Source organism: Winogradskyella aurantia (genome assembly GCF_002266855.1).
Taxonomy (GTDB): domain Bacteria; phylum Bacteroidota; class Bacteroidia; order Flavobacteriales; family Flavobacteriaceae; genus Winogradskyella; species Winogradskyella aurantia.
In genome coordinates, this window is sequence record NZ_NGJN01000006.1 from 153,244 (window position 1) to 169,805 (window position 16,562).

At 36.9% G+C, this 16,562-nt stretch carries 15 protein-coding genes and 1 tRNA gene; 4 read left to right on the top strand and 12 right to left on the bottom strand.

From position 1 onward, the window contains the following. The 11 genes from CA834_RS11785 to CA834_RS11835 all read right to left on the bottom strand — a co-directional run bounded on the left by CA834_RS11785 (window position 1) and on the right by CA834_RS11835 (window position 12,368). A complete protein-coding gene (locus CA834_RS11785) occupies window positions 1-603 on the bottom strand; it encodes a DUF5683 domain-containing protein (RefSeq protein ID WP_094968916.1) in 603 nt (200 codons plus the stop codon). Beyond that, entirely contained in the window at window positions 593-1,495 is a 903-nt protein-coding gene (locus CA834_RS11790) for a ParB/RepB/Spo0J family partition protein (protein ID WP_094968917.1), read from the bottom strand. Before CA834_RS11790 ends, CA834_RS11785 begins: the two co-directional genes overlap by 11 nt. Continuing rightward, window positions 1,495-2,262, bottom strand: coding sequence for a ParA family protein (locus CA834_RS11795; protein WP_094968918.1), 768 nt, complete (start codon window positions 2,260-2,262; stop codon window positions 1,495-1,497). Before CA834_RS11795 ends, CA834_RS11790 begins: the two co-directional genes overlap by 1 nt. A 132-nt stretch (window positions 2,263-2,394) precedes the next feature. Continuing rightward, the gene (locus CA834_RS11800; RefSeq protein ID WP_094968919.1) at window positions 2,395-5,253 is read right to left on the bottom strand and encodes a M16 family metallopeptidase; all 2,859 of its coding nucleotides are present in this window, start codon (window positions 5,251-5,253) and stop codon (window positions 2,395-2,397) included. A gap of 121 nt (window positions 5,254-5,374) precedes the next feature. After that, complete coding sequence (locus CA834_RS11805) at window positions 5,375-6,256, bottom strand: SDR family oxidoreductase (protein ID WP_094968920.1); 882 nt, start codon at window positions 6,254-6,256, stop codon at window positions 5,375-5,377. A 28-nt stretch (window positions 6,257-6,284) separates the two neighbouring features. Further along, entirely contained in the window at window positions 6,285-8,408 is a 2,124-nt protein-coding gene (gene scpA / locus CA834_RS11810; protein WP_094968921.1) for a methylmalonyl-CoA mutase, read from the bottom strand. A 53-nt stretch (window positions 8,409-8,461) separates the two neighbouring features. Next, on the bottom strand, window positions 8,462-9,838 hold the full coding sequence (locus CA834_RS11815; RefSeq protein WP_094968922.1) for a methylmalonyl-CoA mutase subunit beta: 1,377 nt from the start codon (window positions 9,836-9,838) through the stop codon (window positions 8,462-8,464). Continuing rightward, window positions 9,831-10,157 carry an FtsB family cell division protein gene (locus CA834_RS11820; protein ID WP_094968923.1) on the bottom strand — a complete coding sequence of 109 codons (327 nt, stop codon included), beginning with the start codon at window positions 10,155-10,157 and terminating at the stop codon, window positions 9,831-9,833. The genes CA834_RS11815 and CA834_RS11820 overlap by 8 nt, the downstream gene beginning before the upstream one ends. Further along, window positions 10,154-10,762: a uridine kinase gene (gene udk / locus CA834_RS11825; RefSeq protein WP_094968924.1), complete on the bottom strand. Its 609-nt coding sequence runs from the start codon at window positions 10,760-10,762 to the stop codon at window positions 10,154-10,156. The genes CA834_RS11820 and udk overlap by 4 nt, the downstream gene beginning before the upstream one ends. A gap of 51 nt (window positions 10,763-10,813) precedes the next feature. Beyond that, window positions 10,814-11,257 (bottom strand): c-type cytochrome, encoded by a 444-nt coding sequence (locus tag CA834_RS11830; RefSeq protein WP_240507589.1) that lies wholly within the window; start codon window positions 11,255-11,257, stop codon window positions 10,814-10,816. A 10-nt stretch (window positions 11,258-11,267) separates the two neighbouring features. Beyond that, window positions 11,268-12,368, bottom strand: coding sequence for a PQQ-dependent sugar dehydrogenase (locus tag CA834_RS11835; RefSeq protein ID WP_094968925.1), 1,101 nt, complete (start codon window positions 12,366-12,368; stop codon window positions 11,268-11,270). 101 nt (window positions 12,369-12,469) lie between these two features. Between CA834_RS11835 and CA834_RS11840 the strand changes: the two genes are divergently transcribed. The 3 genes from CA834_RS11840 to CA834_RS11850 all read left to right on the top strand — a co-directional run bounded on the left by CA834_RS11840 (window position 12,470) and on the right by CA834_RS11850 (window position 14,628). After that, window positions 12,470-12,544, top strand: a tRNA-Pro gene (locus tag CA834_RS11840). Between the two features lie 237 nt (window positions 12,545-12,781). After that, window positions 12,782-13,567 (top strand): hypothetical protein, encoded by a 786-nt coding sequence (locus CA834_RS11845; RefSeq protein WP_094968926.1) that lies wholly within the window; start codon window positions 12,782-12,784, stop codon window positions 13,565-13,567. 266 nt (window positions 13,568-13,833) lie between these two features. After that, window positions 13,834-14,628: a glycosyltransferase family A protein gene (locus CA834_RS11850; RefSeq protein WP_094968927.1), complete on the top strand. Its 795-nt coding sequence runs from the start codon at window positions 13,834-13,836 to the stop codon at window positions 14,626-14,628. Between the two features lie 200 nt (window positions 14,629-14,828). Here the strand turns inward: CA834_RS11850 and CA834_RS11855 are convergent, their stop codons facing one another. Beyond that, window positions 14,829-15,308 carry a hypothetical protein gene (locus CA834_RS11855; protein ID WP_094968928.1) on the bottom strand — a complete coding sequence of 160 codons (480 nt, stop codon included), beginning with the start codon at window positions 15,306-15,308 and terminating at the stop codon, window positions 14,829-14,831. 159 nt (window positions 15,309-15,467) lie between these two features. Here CA834_RS11855 and trxB point away from each other — a divergent pair, with 159 nt between their 5' ends. Then, on the top strand, window positions 15,468-16,451 hold the full coding sequence (gene trxB / locus CA834_RS11860) for a thioredoxin-disulfide reductase (RefSeq protein WP_094968929.1): 984 nt from the start codon (window positions 15,468-15,470) through the stop codon (window positions 16,449-16,451). Window positions 16,452-16,562 lie beyond the last annotated feature (111 nt).

Here is a 16,562-nt window from a genome sequence, read left to right on the forward strand (position 1 = left end):
CTAAAACTTAAAATTTAAGGTTAATCCCAAATCTGAGCTATTTTCCATTTCGTTATATTGAAAATGTGGACTTAAACTTAGGTCTTCATTTACATTAAACTGCATTAAATGGGCATCTACATTAGCATCTATTATATTTAAGACATAAAGCCCGACCGTTACTAAAAGCGATACTTCCTTATTTCTTCTGAATTGCTGTTGAGCGCGTATTAAAGCATCATTGGAAATAGCAGGAGTAGCGCCACTACCATAAAACTCATCATCCTTAAATCCAGCAAGCCTTCTTTTGTAGGCATCCCTATATCTATCGAACTGCCTGTCATTTCTAACATAGAAATATATTCCTGTACCAATAGCTCCCCAAACGAGAGGAATTTTCCAGTATTTTTTGTTATAAGCCTGTCCCAAACCAGGAAGAACTGCAGAATAAAATGCTGCTTTTGATGGCCTTAAGGGGTCAATGGCCTGTTTTTTAAGGGTTTTGTTTGCTATAATAGGAGACTCCTCCAATGAGATATTCGTACTGTCTTTTTCTTTTTGGGAAAATATAAAGCAGAAATTTAAAAGTGTAATCGTGACAAGAAATAAACGCTTATTTAGCACGCTGAACCAATTTTTTTATCCTATTGAAATCTTCTTCAGAATGGAAAGGTATAGTTATTTTGCCACTTCCATTTTTAGCGACTTTAACATCAATTTTATGACCAAAATATTCAGAGATTTCTTTAATACCTTTTTTGATGTATTTTGGAAGTTCGTTAGACGTGGGTTTTGATGTTTCTTCAGCTGGTAGGCTTAAATTTTTCACCAATTGTTCAGTGGCCCTTACAGAAAGTTTATTACTAATTATTTTTTCATAGATTTCAAGTTGATCAATCTGCTTTTCTATATTTACCATGGCCCTTCCGTGCCCCATAGATATGAAGCCATCGCGCATACCCGTTTGAATTATAGGGTCTAATTTAAGTAGACGCAAATAGTTGGCAATAGTAGAACGCTTTTTACCAACACGCTCACTCATTTGCTCTTGGGTTAAATTAATCTCATCAATAAGACGCTGGTATGAAAGGGCTATCTCAATAGGGTCTAGATCTTGACGCTGAATATTTTCTACCAAGGCCATTTCTAGCGATTCTTGATCGTTGGCAATTCTAATATAAGCGGGGATGGTCTTTAAACCTATCAATTTGGATGCTCTAAAACGACGTTCCCCTGAGACGAGTTGGTATTTGTTAAAGGCTAATTTTCTAACGGTTATAGGTTGAATAACACCCAATTCCCTAATGGAGGATGCTAATTCTTTAAGCGTTTCTTCATTAAAGTTGGTCCTGGGCTGAAAAGGATTAACTTCTATACTTACTATGTCTAGTTCAACAATATTGCCAACAATCTTATCGGCATTTTTGTCTTCTGCAGAATTAATATCTTTTTCTGGGTCTTTCAGCAATGCCGAAAGCCCTCTTCCTAATGCCTGTTTTTTTGTTGCTTTCGCCATTAAAATTCATTTTTTTTAATTAGCTCTTTGGCCAAGCTTAAGTAGTTGGCCGCACCTTTGCTACTTACATCATAATTTATAATACTCTCTCCATAACTCGGTGCTTCGCCGAGCCTCACATTTCTTTGGATTATGGTTTCAAAAACCATATCACTAAAATGTTTTTGTACTTCTTCCACAACTTGATTTGAAAGACGAAGTCTTGAATCATACATCGTGAGAAGCATACCTTCAATATCTAACGCTTGGTTGTGTATTTTTTGTACACTTTTAATGGTATTTAACAATTTTCCCAAACCTTCTAGCGCAAAATACTCACATTGAATCGGAATAATAACCGCATCTGCCGCAGTCAGTGCATTTAAGGTTAATAAGCCTAAAGAGGGTGCACAATCAATTAAAATATAATCGTAGTCTTCTTTCAATTCCGTAATGGCTTTTTTAAGCATGTATTCGCGCTCATCTTTATCTACCAGTTCAATCTCTATCGCCACGAGGTCAATATGAGCGGGAATTACGTCAACATTAGGTGCATTTGATGGTACAATGGCATCTTTTGCAGCTTTGGTGTGCTCTAAGACTTGGTAAGAGCCAATTTCAACATTATCCACATCGATGCCCAAGCCCGAACTAGCATTGGCCTGAGGATCAGCATCTATAAGTAGGACTTTCTTTTCGAGTACGCCAAGGGAAGCAGCTAAATTTACTGAAGTTGTTGTCTTACCTACACCACCTTTTTGATTTGCAATTGCAATGATTTTACCCATTAAGAGATTTGGTTTAAATAAGGCTTAAAAATACAATTAATTATGGGTTTAGAAAACGGAAGTTGTTAACATTGGTTAAACAGAAAGGCAGCCGTTGTGACTGCCTTTTCTAATCCATAAATGATCTATTTTTTATTCCTCAGGTAATAATATGGCCTTTATATAACCACCCTTCAAATACTTATTAGCAACAGCTTTAACATCGTCTGTTGTTAAGGCATTAATGTTGCTTTCGTAATTTACTACATTGTTAAGGTCTGATTGATTGTAATCAGCACTTCTTATAGCTGATAACCAGAAACGATTTTGTTCCAGTTCATCTTTGCGCGATAATAGGAGTGCTTTTTTAACTTTATCCATATCAACTTCCGTAGGACCATCCTTAATTATTTTTTCAAGTTCTGCAATGGAAGCATTTGCCAATTTTTCAGCGTTCTCAGGAGCGCAAGGAAATGAGATACTAAAATTAAAGTTACCATACGGAATCTTGCTTATAGAGCCTCTTGCGCCAGCGCCGTATACACCACCTTCTTCCTCTCTGAGTTTTTCAATGAGTTTTATGCTTAAAATTTCGCCCAAAGCACTGATAGCTCTAGCTTCTTTTTCATTGTAAGTGGCGTCACCACTAAAGATTAAATTCACCTGGCTTTTAGGTTCTGTACCTTTCCTATAAACAAACTCATGATCTCCTGATTTCTGTCTAAAGGGAAAGGATTTGTACATTTCTTTAGTTGAATTACCGGGTAATGATGCAATATAAGTTTCGGCTAAATCGATTAACATTTCTTCATCGATATTTCCAACAAAATAAAAGTTGAAATCCCCAGCATTAGCAAAACGTTCTTTGTATTTCTGGTAAGCTAAATCATAATTTGCCTTATCAAAATCCTCTTCTGTTGGAAATCCTGTATATCTAGGATTCCCCTCATTTAAGAATTTGCCAAGAGCTATAGAGAACGAGATGTTAGGGTTGGATAAAATATTTCCTAAAAATGCCTTTTGTTTACTGATGTATGAAGCAAAGGCTTCAGGGTCTTTATCCAATTTGGTGAAATACAAATGAATCATCTGAAACATGGTCTCTAAATCCTTTGGCGTTGAGGAGCCGCGCATGCCTTCATCGTTACCTCTAATGTAAGGTCTAACACTGGCTATTTTACCAGACATCATTTTTGTCATTTCATTTTTTGAAATGCCATCTATACCGGCTTCAAATAAACCACCATTTGCACTGGCTGTTTCTTTTAATTCCTCGTTAGAGTATAACGATGTTCCTCCGTAGCTAAATGCTTCAAAAAGAATTTCATCATTTTTAAAATCTGTTTTCTTGTAAGTTATTGTAGAGCCATTGCTCAGCGTTAATTGTGTTATTTCGTTTATTTGACCTTCGAACAGGGTCTCTTTTTCAACAACACTCCCTTTCGCTGGTTTTACGGCCATCATATCTGAACGGACCTCTTCATCGACGTAGTCATCAATGTCAGCATTCTTGACATCGTTCAATAGTGCAACCACTTCTTCTTCTGAAACTTTTTTTAGACCCTCTTTTTTTGGACCGGTTAGGACTACTAACCTATTGTCATCATGCAAGAAATCGGCAATAAGCCCATTAACTTCCTCTAATTTTATATTTGGCAGTTCTATTTGCGCGTAGTTGTAGGACCATTCGATTCCTGGAATAGGGCTTTCATCAATAAAATTTTGAATGTAAGCACCAACAATTCTATTAGACTCTCGTTTATCCCTATCTTTATAAGAGCGTTCCAATCTTGCTAAGTAGTCTTTTTTTGCACGTTCAAGTTCCGAAGCTTTAAACCCGTAGCGCTTTACTCGTTCATTTTCTTCAAGGAGGACTTTCAAAGCCTCTAACTGCCCTGTTTCATTGGTTTGTGCAATGGATTGATAAGCTTCTTTGTTGCCTATAATGCCACCGTGATAAGAGAAGCCAAAAATGAATGGTGGATTAGGTTTGTTGGTGTACTCATTAAGTCGATTATTAATCATTTCAGTAAAAAGACCTTCTACCATGTTATCGCGATAATCTTGGATGGTTTTTGTCTTTTTTCTTTCGCCTTTGTCTTTATAATACACCTGTACTTGACTGCCCGTGGCTTCCTCGTCCCATTCAATGGCCACAAAGGTTTCCTTGTGGTTTTCTGATCCAAATTCCTCCCGTGGTCTAGGGTTTTCAGGATTTTTAAGGCCATTGAAATTTTCTTTTATTTTTTGTTCTAGTGTTTCAACATCCAAGTCTCCAACTGCGATAACTGCCATCAGATTAGGACGGTACCATTGCTTTTGAAAGCGCCTTAAACTTTCATACTTGAAGTTCTCTAAATTTTCTTTGGTGCCAATTGGGAGACGGTCAGCATATTTAGATTTATAAGCAATCTTGTCTAGGTATTTGGATTGCATCCGGGTTGCTGCTCCAAGTCTAGTTCTGTACTCTTCAATGACCACACCTCGTTCATCGTCAATATCCTCCTCAGTCAATAAGGCATTGCCAGCCCAATCCTGTAAAATTTGAAATCCTTTATTTAGTTTTTCTGGATCATCACTAGGAATTGGAAGTATATACACAGTTTGATCGAAACTCGTATAGGCATTTAAGTCTGCGCCAAACTCAATTCCGATACCTTGAAGATAATCTACCAATTCATTTTTCTTAAAATTGGTGGTGCCATTAAAATTCATATGCTCCATAAAATGGGCAAGACCCACTTGGTCGTCGTCTTCTAAAATAGATCCAGCTTTAATAGCTAGCCGCAATTCTACTTTATCTTCTGGTTTACCGTTGTTTTGGATGTAATAGGTTAAGCCATTTTCTAGTTGACCAATTTTTACTTCAGGAGTAATAGGTAACTTCTCAGATGGTACGGCTACACTTTGTTGGTTTTCTAGGGTCTTTGTGGTTTGTGCTTGAACTGTAAAACCAGTAAATGACGCACAACACAATAAAGTTAAAAACACTTTTGAGAACATTGAATTCATGATTGATGGTTTAATATTTATAAGAATTTTCTCTAAAATAGGTATAATAATCCTGTAGAAAAATGTATAAGAAAATTTTAACTAATATTTAGTGTAATAGGCTTAATGTACTGAAATGCTATTATTTGTTCTTTTTGGCTCTAATCATTTTTTCCAGATTGTCCCAAAGAGATTCAGGAATTTCAGAAAGCATATTAAATTCTCCTGCGCCTTTGAGCCATTCACCACCATCAATGGTTATGACTTCGCCATTTATATAGGCAGAGAAATCTGAGACCAGGTAAGCTGCTAGATTAGCCAATTCTTGATGCTCACCAACCCGTTTTAGAGGTACTTTTTTAGCCATATCAAATTTTTCTTGTAAATCTCCAGGCATTAAACGATCCCAAGCTCCTTTTGTTGGGAAAGGTCCTGGAGCAATGGCATTAAATCGCATTCCGTATTTGGCCCATTCTACAGCGAGACTTCTGGTCATAGCTAACACTCCAGCCTTGGCGGCGGCGCTCGGTACAACATAGCCAGAACCGGTCCAAGAATAAGTTGTTACGATGTTAAGAACGTTGGTATTCGTTTGCTTTCGGTCTATCCAGTGTTTGCCAAAGGAAAGTATGCAGTTTTTAGTGCCTTTTAGAACAATATCTATTATGACATCGAAAGCGCGAGGGGATAGGCGCTCTGTTGGAGAAATGAAGTTTCCTGCTGCATTGTTCAACAATACATCTACTTGACCAAAGTGGGCTACAACCTTTTCGCGCATGTTCTCAACTTGGTGGTACTCCCTTACATCACATTGCACAGGGAGGCAACTACCCTTGGTCTCAGCTTCTAATTCCTTAGCTGTATTTCGAAGCTTTTCTAAATTTCGGGAGGTTATGGCAACGTTGGCACCAAGTTCAAGGAAGTACTTAGTCATCGCCTTTCCCAAGCCACTACCGCCGCCAGTGACGACGATTGTTTTTCCTTTTAAGGCGTCATCACGAAGCATTTTAGCTGTGTAATCCATATAGTATTTTTCAAATGGGTAAAATAAATTAATCTATCAAAATCTCTAAAATCTTTATTGCTGCCTCGCTTATTTTAGTTCCAGGACCAAAAACAGCAACAGCTCCTGCATCAAATAAATATTGATAATCTTGTTTTGGAATAACGCCGCCTACGATAACCATGATATCTTCCCGTCCATATTTTTTTAATTCCTCGATAACTTGCGGAACCAGCGTTTTATGTCCTGCTGCCAAGGACGAAACACCAAGAATGTGTACGTCATTTTCTACCGCTTGTTTAGCGGCTTCTGCCGGCGTTTGGAACAAGGGCCCAATATCTACATCAAAGCCAACATCTGCATAACCTGTGGCAACGACCTTAGCACCTCTGTCGTGACCGTCTTGCCCCATTTTTGCTATCATTATTCTAGGTCTGCGACCATCTTGTTCAGCAAATTGGTCTGCCAAGGCTCTAGCTTTTTCGAAACTTTTATCGTCCTTTATTTCTTTACTATACACACCTGAAAAAGATTTGATTTGTGCTTTATATCGTCCATATTCTACCTCTAGAGCATCACTGATTTCGCCCAATGTGCCACGTTTACGAGCCGCATCAATGGCTAAAGCTAGTAAATTTTCTTGTCCTGTCTTGGCTGCTTGGGTAAGTTTTGCCAATGCTTTGTCTACTGCATCAGTATTGCGTTCTGCTCTTAAGCGCTTTAATTGTTCAATCTGTTGATGGCGCACGGTTTGGTTGTCAACCTCTAAAATACTTAATGGATCTTCATGGTCTAGCCGATACTTGTTGACGCCCACTATTATATCTTGACCTGAATCGATTCGGGCTTGCTTGCGGGCAGCAGCTTCTTCTATTCTAAGTTTAGGAATACCTGCCTCAATAGCTTTAGTCATGCCCCCTAATTCTTCAACTTCCTCAATTAATCCCCATGCTTTATGAGCGATGTCATGAGTAAGTTTTTCTACGTAATAACTTCCGCCCCAAGGATCAACAGTTTTAGTTATATGTGTTTCTTCTTGAAGATAAATTTGTGTATTTCTTGCGATTCTAGCAGAGAAATCCGTAGGTAGAGCAATGGCTTCATCCAAAGCGTTGGTGTGTAAACTCTGAGTTCCGCCAAATGCCGCTGCCGCTGCCTCAATACAAGTTCTTGCCACATTGTTAAATGGGTCTTGTTCCGTTAGACTCCAGCCCGATGTTTGGCTGTGTGTTCGCAGTGCTAAGGATTTAGGGTTTTTAGGATTGAATTGCTTGACTAATTTGGCCCAAAGTAATCTTGCTGCGCGCATTTTGGCAATCTCCATGAAATGATTCATTCCAACGGCCCAGAAAAAAGACAAGCGCGGGGCAAAGGTATCGATATCCATTCCAGCTTCAAGGCCTTTTCTTATATATTCTAGTCCGTCTGCCAAGGTATAAGCCAATTCGATATCACAGGTAGCTCCAGCTTCTTGCATATGATAACCGGAAATACTGATGCTGTTAAACTTTGGCATGTTTTTGCTAGTAAATTCAAAGATATCCGAAATAATCTTCATGGATGGCGTAGGGGGGTAGATGTAAGTATTCCGAACCATAAACTCCTTTAGGATATCGTTTTGAATGGTGCCAGCTAATTGTTCTGGCTTAACGCCTTGTTCTTCAGCTGCCACAATATAGAATGCCATAATGGGGAGTACTGCCCCGTTCATGGTCATTGAAACTGACATTTTATCCAATGGAATTTGGTCAAAAAGCACTTTCATGTCTTCAACCGAATCAATGGCCACACCCGCCTTGCCAACATCGCCAACAACACGTTCATGATCGGAGTCATAACCCCTATGGGTCGCCAGGTCAAAAGCAACTGAGAGGCCTTTTTGTCCTGCGGCTAAATTACGTCTGTAAAATGCATTACTTTCTTCCGCTGTTGAGAAACCGGCATACTGTCTTATGGTCCATGGCCGCCTTACGTACATTGTGGAGTATGGCCCTCTTAAATATGGTGCGATACCCGACACAAAATTGAGATGATCTAAATTGGATATATCTGCTTTTGAATATGTGGATTTAACATCTATATCTTCAGCAGTTTTAAATGAAGACCCATTGATTTTTTCCTGTGTGCCGAAAGCGTTTTGAAGACGGATATGTTGAAGTTTTTTTCTACTCATGTTTCTCTTGTTTTTGAATAAAAACTAACTATAGATTTTAACTATACTTAGTTTTATTCATCATTTAACCTGCTTATTTCCAATTTTTCAGATAATCTTTTTTCAATAATAGGTTCAATTAAGGTTTTTCGTTTATCCACTTTTAAAAAGGGAGATATGTCTAGTTCATTTTTCATTTTATCATCAGTGTTAGGATGCTTATTAGACCCTAATAGCACCAATTTTCCGTTGTCAAAATCGTCTTGTTCTTTTGAGGCGCTTTCCTTAATTTTTCGCTGAATGGTACCTTCTTTCAATTGACTTAAAAACCCTCCGTTGGCTTCAATATCCTTAAACAAATCGAGTGCCTTTTCTGCTAATTGGCTCGTTATTTTTTCAATATAATAAGCGCCATCTGCAGGATTATTAACCTTATCAAAATAGCTTTCGTGCTTTAAAATAAGTAATTGATTACGTGCTATGCGACTGCCAAATTCATTGTCTTTATGATAAAGTGCATCATAAGCCAAATTCGACACAATGTCCGAACCTCCTATAATGGCGCTCATACATTCTGTTGTTGTTCTTAGCATATTAACGTTGTAATCGTAAATGGTTTTGTTGCGTTTGCTCGGCGTACTTAGTATTCTACAATTTGAATTGACCTTGTATTCTAAGGCTAGGGCAGCCCAGAGTTTTCTCAAGGCTCGGAGTTTTGCAATTTCAAAAAAGTAATTTGACCCAACTGCCATTAGGAAGGTCACTTGTAAATCTTTATTGTCGTCTTTAATAAGGGTTTCTTCAAAGTGGTTTAAGTATTCATGGATATGGGCCATGGCGTAAGCCAACTGTTGGACATTATTTGCTCCTGAATTATGATATAGCCTTGTATCGATGCTTATGTGGCCAGTGGCTCTCAAGATTTTTTCAAAGTTGCTATGATCTTCTTTTAAACTTGAATACCAATTACCCGTTTTAGCTATATGGCCAATTATATCTACGTTAAAATTAATGTTGTCATTTGCCGATATTTTGGAGAGTGCTTCAATCTGTTCAACTAGTGAACTGGTTAAATGTTCTATGTTGATATCAACCGATATATTTTTTAAATTAAGTCCTGTTATTAGTTCCTTAAGTGTAACTTCGTTTTCAACGATGAACAAAATGCTCTCGGCGCCTGTTTTTATAACCTCATGCGCCTTGGTATTGGCCTCTTTCGTATTTTTAACGACTATGGTTTGGCAGACTTTCCAATCGGTAATATTTGTGTTGGATATTAGCGGTAACGCTTCAAACTGATCCGCATGATAAAATGGTTTTACGTCAATGTCGTCATATGTTTTCCAAATTAAGGTGTCATTGTAGTCGGCACCCTTTAAATCAACCTGTATTTTCTGTTTCCAGGCTTTTGAAGAGACTTCTTCAAATTGATTAAATAAAGATTTAGTCATCTTGTTTTTGTTTAGCAATACTGTCTTCGTATTCTATAATAAATATATCCTCGTTAGGCTTTTTCATGTAGTAGGTTTCTCGCGCAATCCGCTCTACACCTTCTTCCGTGCTCAATTCCTTTATGGCTTTATTATCCTTAGCCATTTCCTTTTTATAATGTTCTTTTTGGTATTCCAATTCTTTAATCTCTGAGTTTAATTCGTGATGGAAGAGTAATGAATGTGCATCAAAAAACAACATCCAAATCGCAAATCCCAGCAGGATAATGACGTATACGTTCTTGAAGGGTTTAAGGTATTTTGAATTAAATTTTGTCATTGCAGTCGTTCGTTGATTATGGTTTTTACAATATCAACAGCAACGGTGTTGTATTTATTGTTAGGTATAATGAGATCTGCATATTCCTTCATGGGCTCAATGAATTGTTGATGCATTGGTTTTAAGGTGGTTTGATAGCGGCTTAGGACCTCATCGATATCGCGCCCTCGTTCATTAATATCTCGCTTAATACGACGGATAAGCCGTTCGTCTGAGTCCGCGTGGACAAATATCTTAATGTCAAATAATTCTCTGATGTCTGGATGAGATAGAATCAAGATGCCCTCAACAATCATGACCTTTCTCGGATGTGTTTTTATGGTATCTCCTGTACGGTTGTGTTTTACAAAAGAATACACAGGCTGTTCAATTGATAAACCTCTTTTTAGATACTCAAGATGCTCTTTAAGCAAATCAAAATCTATAGATCTGGGATGGTCGAAATTAATTTTTATACGCTCATCATAGCTTAAGTGTGATGTGTCTTTGTAATAAGAGTCTTGCGAAATCACCCCGACGTCACTTTCTGAAAGTTCCTTAAGAATGGTATTTACAACCGTCGTCTTTCCGCATCCAGTACCCCCTGCAATGCCTAATATGAGCATATGTATGACTAGTTTTAGAAGTAATTTATAAATGTAAAAGATACTACTATATTACTTATCAATTTTTGAAACTATTTCTGGTGTTACCCAATTGTCAATCTTATTCCCCCAAGCATTATTAATATAATTCATAACATCAGCGACTTCTTCATCTATTAAACCTAATGGTGCCATGACACTGTTGTAAACGACTCCATTAACTATTATTTCTCCGCTCATACCATATTTAATAGCTTTTATGCTCTGGGTCTGATTGTTTTTCAAGAAATCTGAATTTGCCAAAGGGGGAAATACTTTTTCAGCGCCTTTGCCGTCTGCCATGTGGCAGGTGATACATAAATCATTGTAAACCAATTTTCCTCTTTCAATACTAGATTGATTAACGTTTGTTTTAGTACCATAAAAATCGTTTTTCTCTTTTTCTGATTTACATGACAAAAATAGTAATGCCAGCATCAATAAATTTATGACTTTTATCATTTTGAATCGTTTCATTTTGTAAGTTCTACTTTCTCAATAATTTAACTATACCCAAATTTTCAACACCGACATAAATGTAGCCATCTGGACCTTGTTCTACGGATCTTACGCGACCTATGCCGTCTAACAATCGCTCTTGTTTCACAACCTTATTGTTTTTTATAGTGCACATGTTCAGGTATTCAAATTTCAATGAGCCTACAAGTAGATTTTCATCCCAATCTCCGTATTTTTCACTGTTTATAAATGCCATACCACTTGGTGCTATTGATGGCACCCAATAGTAAAGCGGTTGCATCATACCTTCTTTTTCAGTTAACTCCGTGAATTTAGTACCACTGTAGTTAACTCCATAACTAATAACTGGCCAACCATAATTTTTTCCTTTTTCTACGATGTTTAATTCGTCACCACCTTTTGGTCCGTGTTCATGAGTCCAAATTTTACCCGTCTTTGGATGGCGTACCATGCCTTGAGGATTTCTATGTCCAAAGGAGTATATGGCTGTTTTGGCTTCAACAATACCAACGAAAGGATTGTCATTCGGTATCGATCCGTCTGGGTTAACTCTGTAGACCTTTCCACCGTCTTTCGTTAAATCCTGAGGGTTTACATCCCTAAGACCTCGGTCTCCAATGGTAAAATATAGAAAACCCTCATCATCAAAAGCCAATCTTGAGCCCCAGTGCTGACCTTTTCTGGTATTTGGTACAGCTTTATATAGAAGTTCAAAATCAACAAGCGCCTTGTTATTAAGTCTTGCTCGTCCTATGGTTGTGTTTCCTCCCTCTTCTCTATTATTTGTTGATGAATAAGACATATAAATCCATCCATTTTCCTCATAATTGGGGTCTAAGATAATATCCATAAACCCACCCTGACCTCTAAGGTAAACCTCTGGTGCTCCTGAAATAAGTGACTTGATACTATCTTTAAAATGGATGAGCTCGCCAGTCTTTTCTGTTATTAAGAGCCCACCATCTGGTAAAAAAGTAAATCCCCATGGAATGGATAAGTCAGGCACAAAAACTTCGTATGTATTTTCCGTATTGACGGGGTTTTTATCTTGCGAGCATGCATAAAAGCAACTTAAGATTGTAAAGAACAAGAATAGCTTTGATTTCATGACAAGTTTGAGAAAAGTTTAATACTCGAAAGTAAGAAAAATGTAGTTGGAATATAAAGAATTAACTATATATTTGCAATCCAAAATTGATAACCAATTTTCGGGGTGTAGCGTAGCCCGGTTATCGCGCCGCGTTTGGGACGCGGAGGTCGCAGGTTCGAATCCTGCCACCCCGACAAATAAAGCTCTGCTAATGCAGAGCTTTTTGACTACGGGATATTTTTGGTTTTAGATATAAGTTATTTTTTGCTTAATTGATATCTTCTTTTGCTATTGATATCTAGGAAAATAAACTGTAAAATTCACAAAAGATATGTCGTCGTCCAATGAGCTAATAAAAATCAATTTGAACGATTATTTTGACGGTCAAGAGGATAATTAATTTACTTTTCGGCTTTATATAAAATACAGCAATGCTTACCTTTATTATTCCGGTTAAAAGTCAACAGGTTTCTTCAGATTGGCCAAAATTCTGCCAATTATTTGAAAGAACATTGGGCTCGGTTTTCAATCAAACTGATAAGAATTATAAGGTAGTGGCTGTATGCCATGAAATTCCTGAGATAAGGTTTAAACATGAAAACCTCTTTTTCGTGCAAGCGGATTTTGAACCACCTATTCCTAGGGATTCAGAAAGTCAAGAAAGTCTCAATAAGCGTAGGGAACTAGATAAGGGGAAAAAGATAGAATTAGGTGTTGAATATGCCCAACGTCAATTCAATACAGACTACGTAATGACGGTTGATTCTGATGATTACATTAGTAAAGGTATTTCCGCTTATGTTAATGAAAATAATGGAAATCTTCCAGGGTGGTACATTAAAAACGGATACATACATTTTGAAGGAAAGAATTTTTTATTCAAAACTTACAAATTCAGCTACCTTTGCGGCAGTTCAGTTATTGTAAAACCAGAACTTATTAAGTATTTCATTGGTGTAGATTCTAAATTATATTTTGATCATAGATTGAAGGTGTTAGGCCAAAATATTTCATTGTCTGAACTACCTTTTTCAGGTGGAATCTACAGTATGGCGAATGGTGAGAATCATCTTATGTCTCTCACAAATATCAAGAAATTTAATAATCATAACGGTTGGATGTCCTCAGAAGGTCTGCGTAGAATTTATAATAAATTCAGGAATTATAGCTTCCGGTTTATTACACCTTCAATAAGAGACGAGTTCAATTTTTATTAGTTTCGCTGGGTATAAATAGTGAATCTTCCCAATGTTATTGCATAAAGAAGACAAGAAGATTTAATAGCCTCTGGCCATTTTATAGGCTGTTTTACGGATATCAGCTAATGGTAATTTATTACTATGTATTTAACCTCAAAAGGTTCTTCACAATTGTCATAATATAACTAGAGAACCCTCAAGTTTAACCAATTATCCAGAAAAAATTAATTTTGATTATTATTTTGGTAGTTTACAGAATTATTAATTTACTTACGTAAAATACCATGATTGTCTTCATAGTTCCGGTAAAAAGCAAACAGGTGTCCTTGGATTGGCCCAAGTTTTGTAAATTATTTGAAAGGACCTTAAAATCTATATGTAATCAAACAGATAAAAATTTTAAGGTGGTCGTAGTGTGTCATGAGATACCTGAAATACAATTTACTCATAAAAATATTCATTTCATTAAAGCTGACTTTGAACCACCCACATTAAACAAATCAAATCCTGAGGGTTTTCTCTTAAAGCGTAGACTTGACAAAGGCAACAAGTTAAAATTAGGAGTTGCCTTCGCTCAGCAGGAATTTAAGCCAAGCTATGTAATGACTGTAGATTCTGATGATTTTATTAGTAACCGAATAGCAGCTTATGTCAATAGTTATGACGAAGATGTTTCTGGTTGGTACATAAAAAACGGCTATTTACACTTTAATTGGAAGAAATTTTTAGTTGTTACCCACAAGTTTAGTTATTTGTGTGGTAGTTCTATTATTATAAAACCAGAGTTGATTTCATATTTTTTTGATGAAAATAAGATAACCCTTTATTTTGACCACCGTCTTAAAGTTTTGAATTCAGGACATGTGCTCGCTGAGCTCCCTTTTCCAGGTGGGATTTATCATATTGCCAATGGAGAGAACCTCTTCATGTCCTTCCAAAATGTAAAAACCCTTAACAATCATGGTAATTGGTTATCCTTACAGAGTTTAAGAAGAATCTATTCTAAAATTAGAAATTATAGCTTTCGATTAATTACACCCAAATTGCGAAAGGAATTCAGCTTTTATAATTCTAATTAGACCTTGTCCTACTTTATTTGGTTGTGATATCTATTTGGCTCTCGGTTTAAAACATCTTAATATTTTAAACTTACATTCAAGACTAATTTATTTCCTGAACCATATGGTTTTTAACAGTTTAACACGAGCATTGTTAAGCCCTAAAATAATTGACGTATTTGAGTATCATCATAATTATTGACGGTGCTGATGTCGTAGCTTTATTCCACCCGTTTATAATTTTCGGAATAAATCCGATTTCCTTCCTCGTCTAATTCAATTTGTTCAAAATGATTGCTAGATAGAGATAACTCAAATATGAATTCTTTTTTGGCTTCAATAACTTCATTCATAACCGAAGACCCAAAATCTAATTTTTCAGTGAGCCGCTCTCCGTCAAAATTATAACTACCGTACCCAAACCATTCTGACGAGTCTGCAGGTTTATGCTTGCACCACATCACTTTATTGTCAGTATACATTTTAATTTGCCTAAAATCTGGGTTCATCTCAAAAGAATCCACTACTACATTGTCTTTATAGTTGTAAAATCCTGTGAGTTCCCAAGTGCCTTCCAATTTATCTGCCGTCTCCGAGTTTTGGTCTACCTCCATATTGGATGGACTAGCGTTCTTTTTGTTGTCATTACAAGCCAATAGGCTTAACAACAATAGTCCCATGATAATTGATTTGATTTTCATGACGTCTTGGTTTTTTAAGATTAACACCCTTTAAATTACAAAATTCTCTTTAGTTTCTGGAGCCATCGAGATTATTTCTTGTTGAAGAAACGGTGTTGATAACTTCATTGTAAGGATTTAGTCAAAAATCCTACTTTTGTTTTAGATAAAACATATGATATGTCTGATACAATTGAAAAAGTAAAATGTTTAATTATTGGCTCGGGCCCTGCGGGATATACTGCTGCCATCTATGCCTCTAGGGCCAACATGGCTCCTGTATTGTACCAAGGAGAGCAGCCTGGAGGTCAACTGACCACAACTAATGATGTCGAGAATTTCCCAGGTTATCCAGATGGCATTACCGGTCCGGAAATGATGATACAATTACAAAAACAAGCTGAGCGGTTTGGTACTGATGTAAGACACGGTTGGATTACTAAAGTCGATTTCTCTGGAGATATTCATAAAGTATGGGTGAATGGTGAAAAAGAAATCCACGCTAGTACGATTATAATTTCTACCGGAGCTTCAGCCAAATATTTAGGATTACCTTCTGAGCAAAAATATTTACAGCTGGGAGGTGGTGTATCCGCTTGTGCAGTGTGCGATGGGTTTTTCTATAGAAACCAAGAGGTAGTTATAGTTGGTGCTGGTGACTCCGCTTGTGAAGAAGCACACTACCTGTCTAAACTTTGTAAAAAAGTCACTATGCTTGTTAGACGCGATGAATTTAGAGCCTCTAAAATAATGGCCAATCGTGTTAAGAATACTAAAAATATTGAAATTCTGTTCAATACAGAAACCGATGAAGTTTTAGGGGATGGTCAAGTAGTTACTGGCGTAAGAGTTTTCAATAATATTACTAATAAGAAGTTTGAAATTCCTGCTACCGGTTTCTTTGTAGCCATCGGGCATAAACCTAATACAGATATTTTTAAGGATTATCTCGATTTAGATGAAACGGGGTACATTATCAATGCTGTTCCGGGCACAAGCAAAACTAATGTTGAAGGTGTATTTGTTAGTGGCGACGCTGCAGATCATGTATATAGACAAGCTATAACTGCTGCAGGTACCGGATGTATGGCTGCATTGGACGCAGAACGCTATTTAGCAGCTAAAGAAGCCGATTTTGAAGTCTCTACACCAACTTATAATTGAACTTTGAAAAAGAAGTTGTCATACGTTAAGACTTCAATGAAGTTAAAAGAAGGACGGTACAAGAAACTTACAATTTATTCTTAGAAATAGCATTTAATACCTTATTTAATA

What these genes read in the sequence shown, in the direction of transcription:
- CA834_RS11790 (WP_094968917.1), bottom strand. Translation starts at nt 1,495, where the DNA reads ATGGCGAAAGCAACAAAAAAACAGGCATTAGGAAGAGGGCTTTCGGCA.
- CA834_RS11795 (WP_094968918.1), bottom strand. Translation starts at nt 2,262, where the DNA reads ATGGGTAAAATCATTGCAATTGCAAATCAAAAAGGTGGTGTAGGTAAG.
- CA834_RS11800 (WP_094968919.1), bottom strand. Translation starts at nt 5,253, where the DNA reads ATGAATTCAATGTTCTCAAAAGTGTTTTTAACTTTATTGTGTTGTGCG.
- CA834_RS11805 (WP_094968920.1), bottom strand. Translation starts at nt 6,256, where the DNA reads ATGGATTACACAGCTAAAATGCTTCGTGATGACGCCTTAAAAGGAAAA.
- scpA (WP_094968921.1), bottom strand. Translation starts at nt 8,408, where the DNA reads ATGAGTAGAAAAAAACTTCAACATATCCGTCTTCAAAACGCTTTCGGC.
- CA834_RS11815 (WP_094968922.1), bottom strand. Translation starts at nt 9,838, where the DNA reads ATGACTAAATCTTTATTTAATCAATTTGAAGAAGTCTCTTCAAAAGCC.
- CA834_RS11820 (WP_094968923.1), bottom strand. Translation starts at nt 10,157, where the DNA reads ATGACAAAATTTAATTCAAAATACCTTAAACCCTTCAAGAACGTATAC.
- udk (WP_094968924.1), bottom strand. Translation starts at nt 10,762, where the DNA reads ATGCTCATATTAGGCATTGCAGGGGGTACTGGATGCGGAAAGACGACG.
- CA834_RS11830 (WP_240507589.1), bottom strand. Translation starts at nt 11,257, where the DNA reads ATGAAACGATTCAAAATGATAAAAGTCATAAATTTATTGATGCTGGCA.
- CA834_RS11835 (WP_094968925.1), bottom strand. Translation starts at nt 12,368, where the DNA reads ATGAAATCAAAGCTATTCTTGTTCTTTACAATCTTAAGTTGCTTTTAT.
- CA834_RS11845 (WP_094968926.1), top strand. Translation starts at nt 12,782, where the DNA reads ATGCTTACCTTTATTATTCCGGTTAAAAGTCAACAGGTTTCTTCAGAT.
- CA834_RS11850 (WP_094968927.1), top strand. Translation starts at nt 13,834, where the DNA reads ATGATTGTCTTCATAGTTCCGGTAAAAAGCAAACAGGTGTCCTTGGAT.
- CA834_RS11855 (WP_094968928.1), bottom strand. Translation starts at nt 15,308, where the DNA reads ATGAAAATCAAATCAATTATCATGGGACTATTGTTGTTAAGCCTATTG.
- trxB (WP_094968929.1), top strand. Translation starts at nt 15,468, where the DNA reads ATGTCTGATACAATTGAAAAAGTAAAATGTTTAATTATTGGCTCGGGC.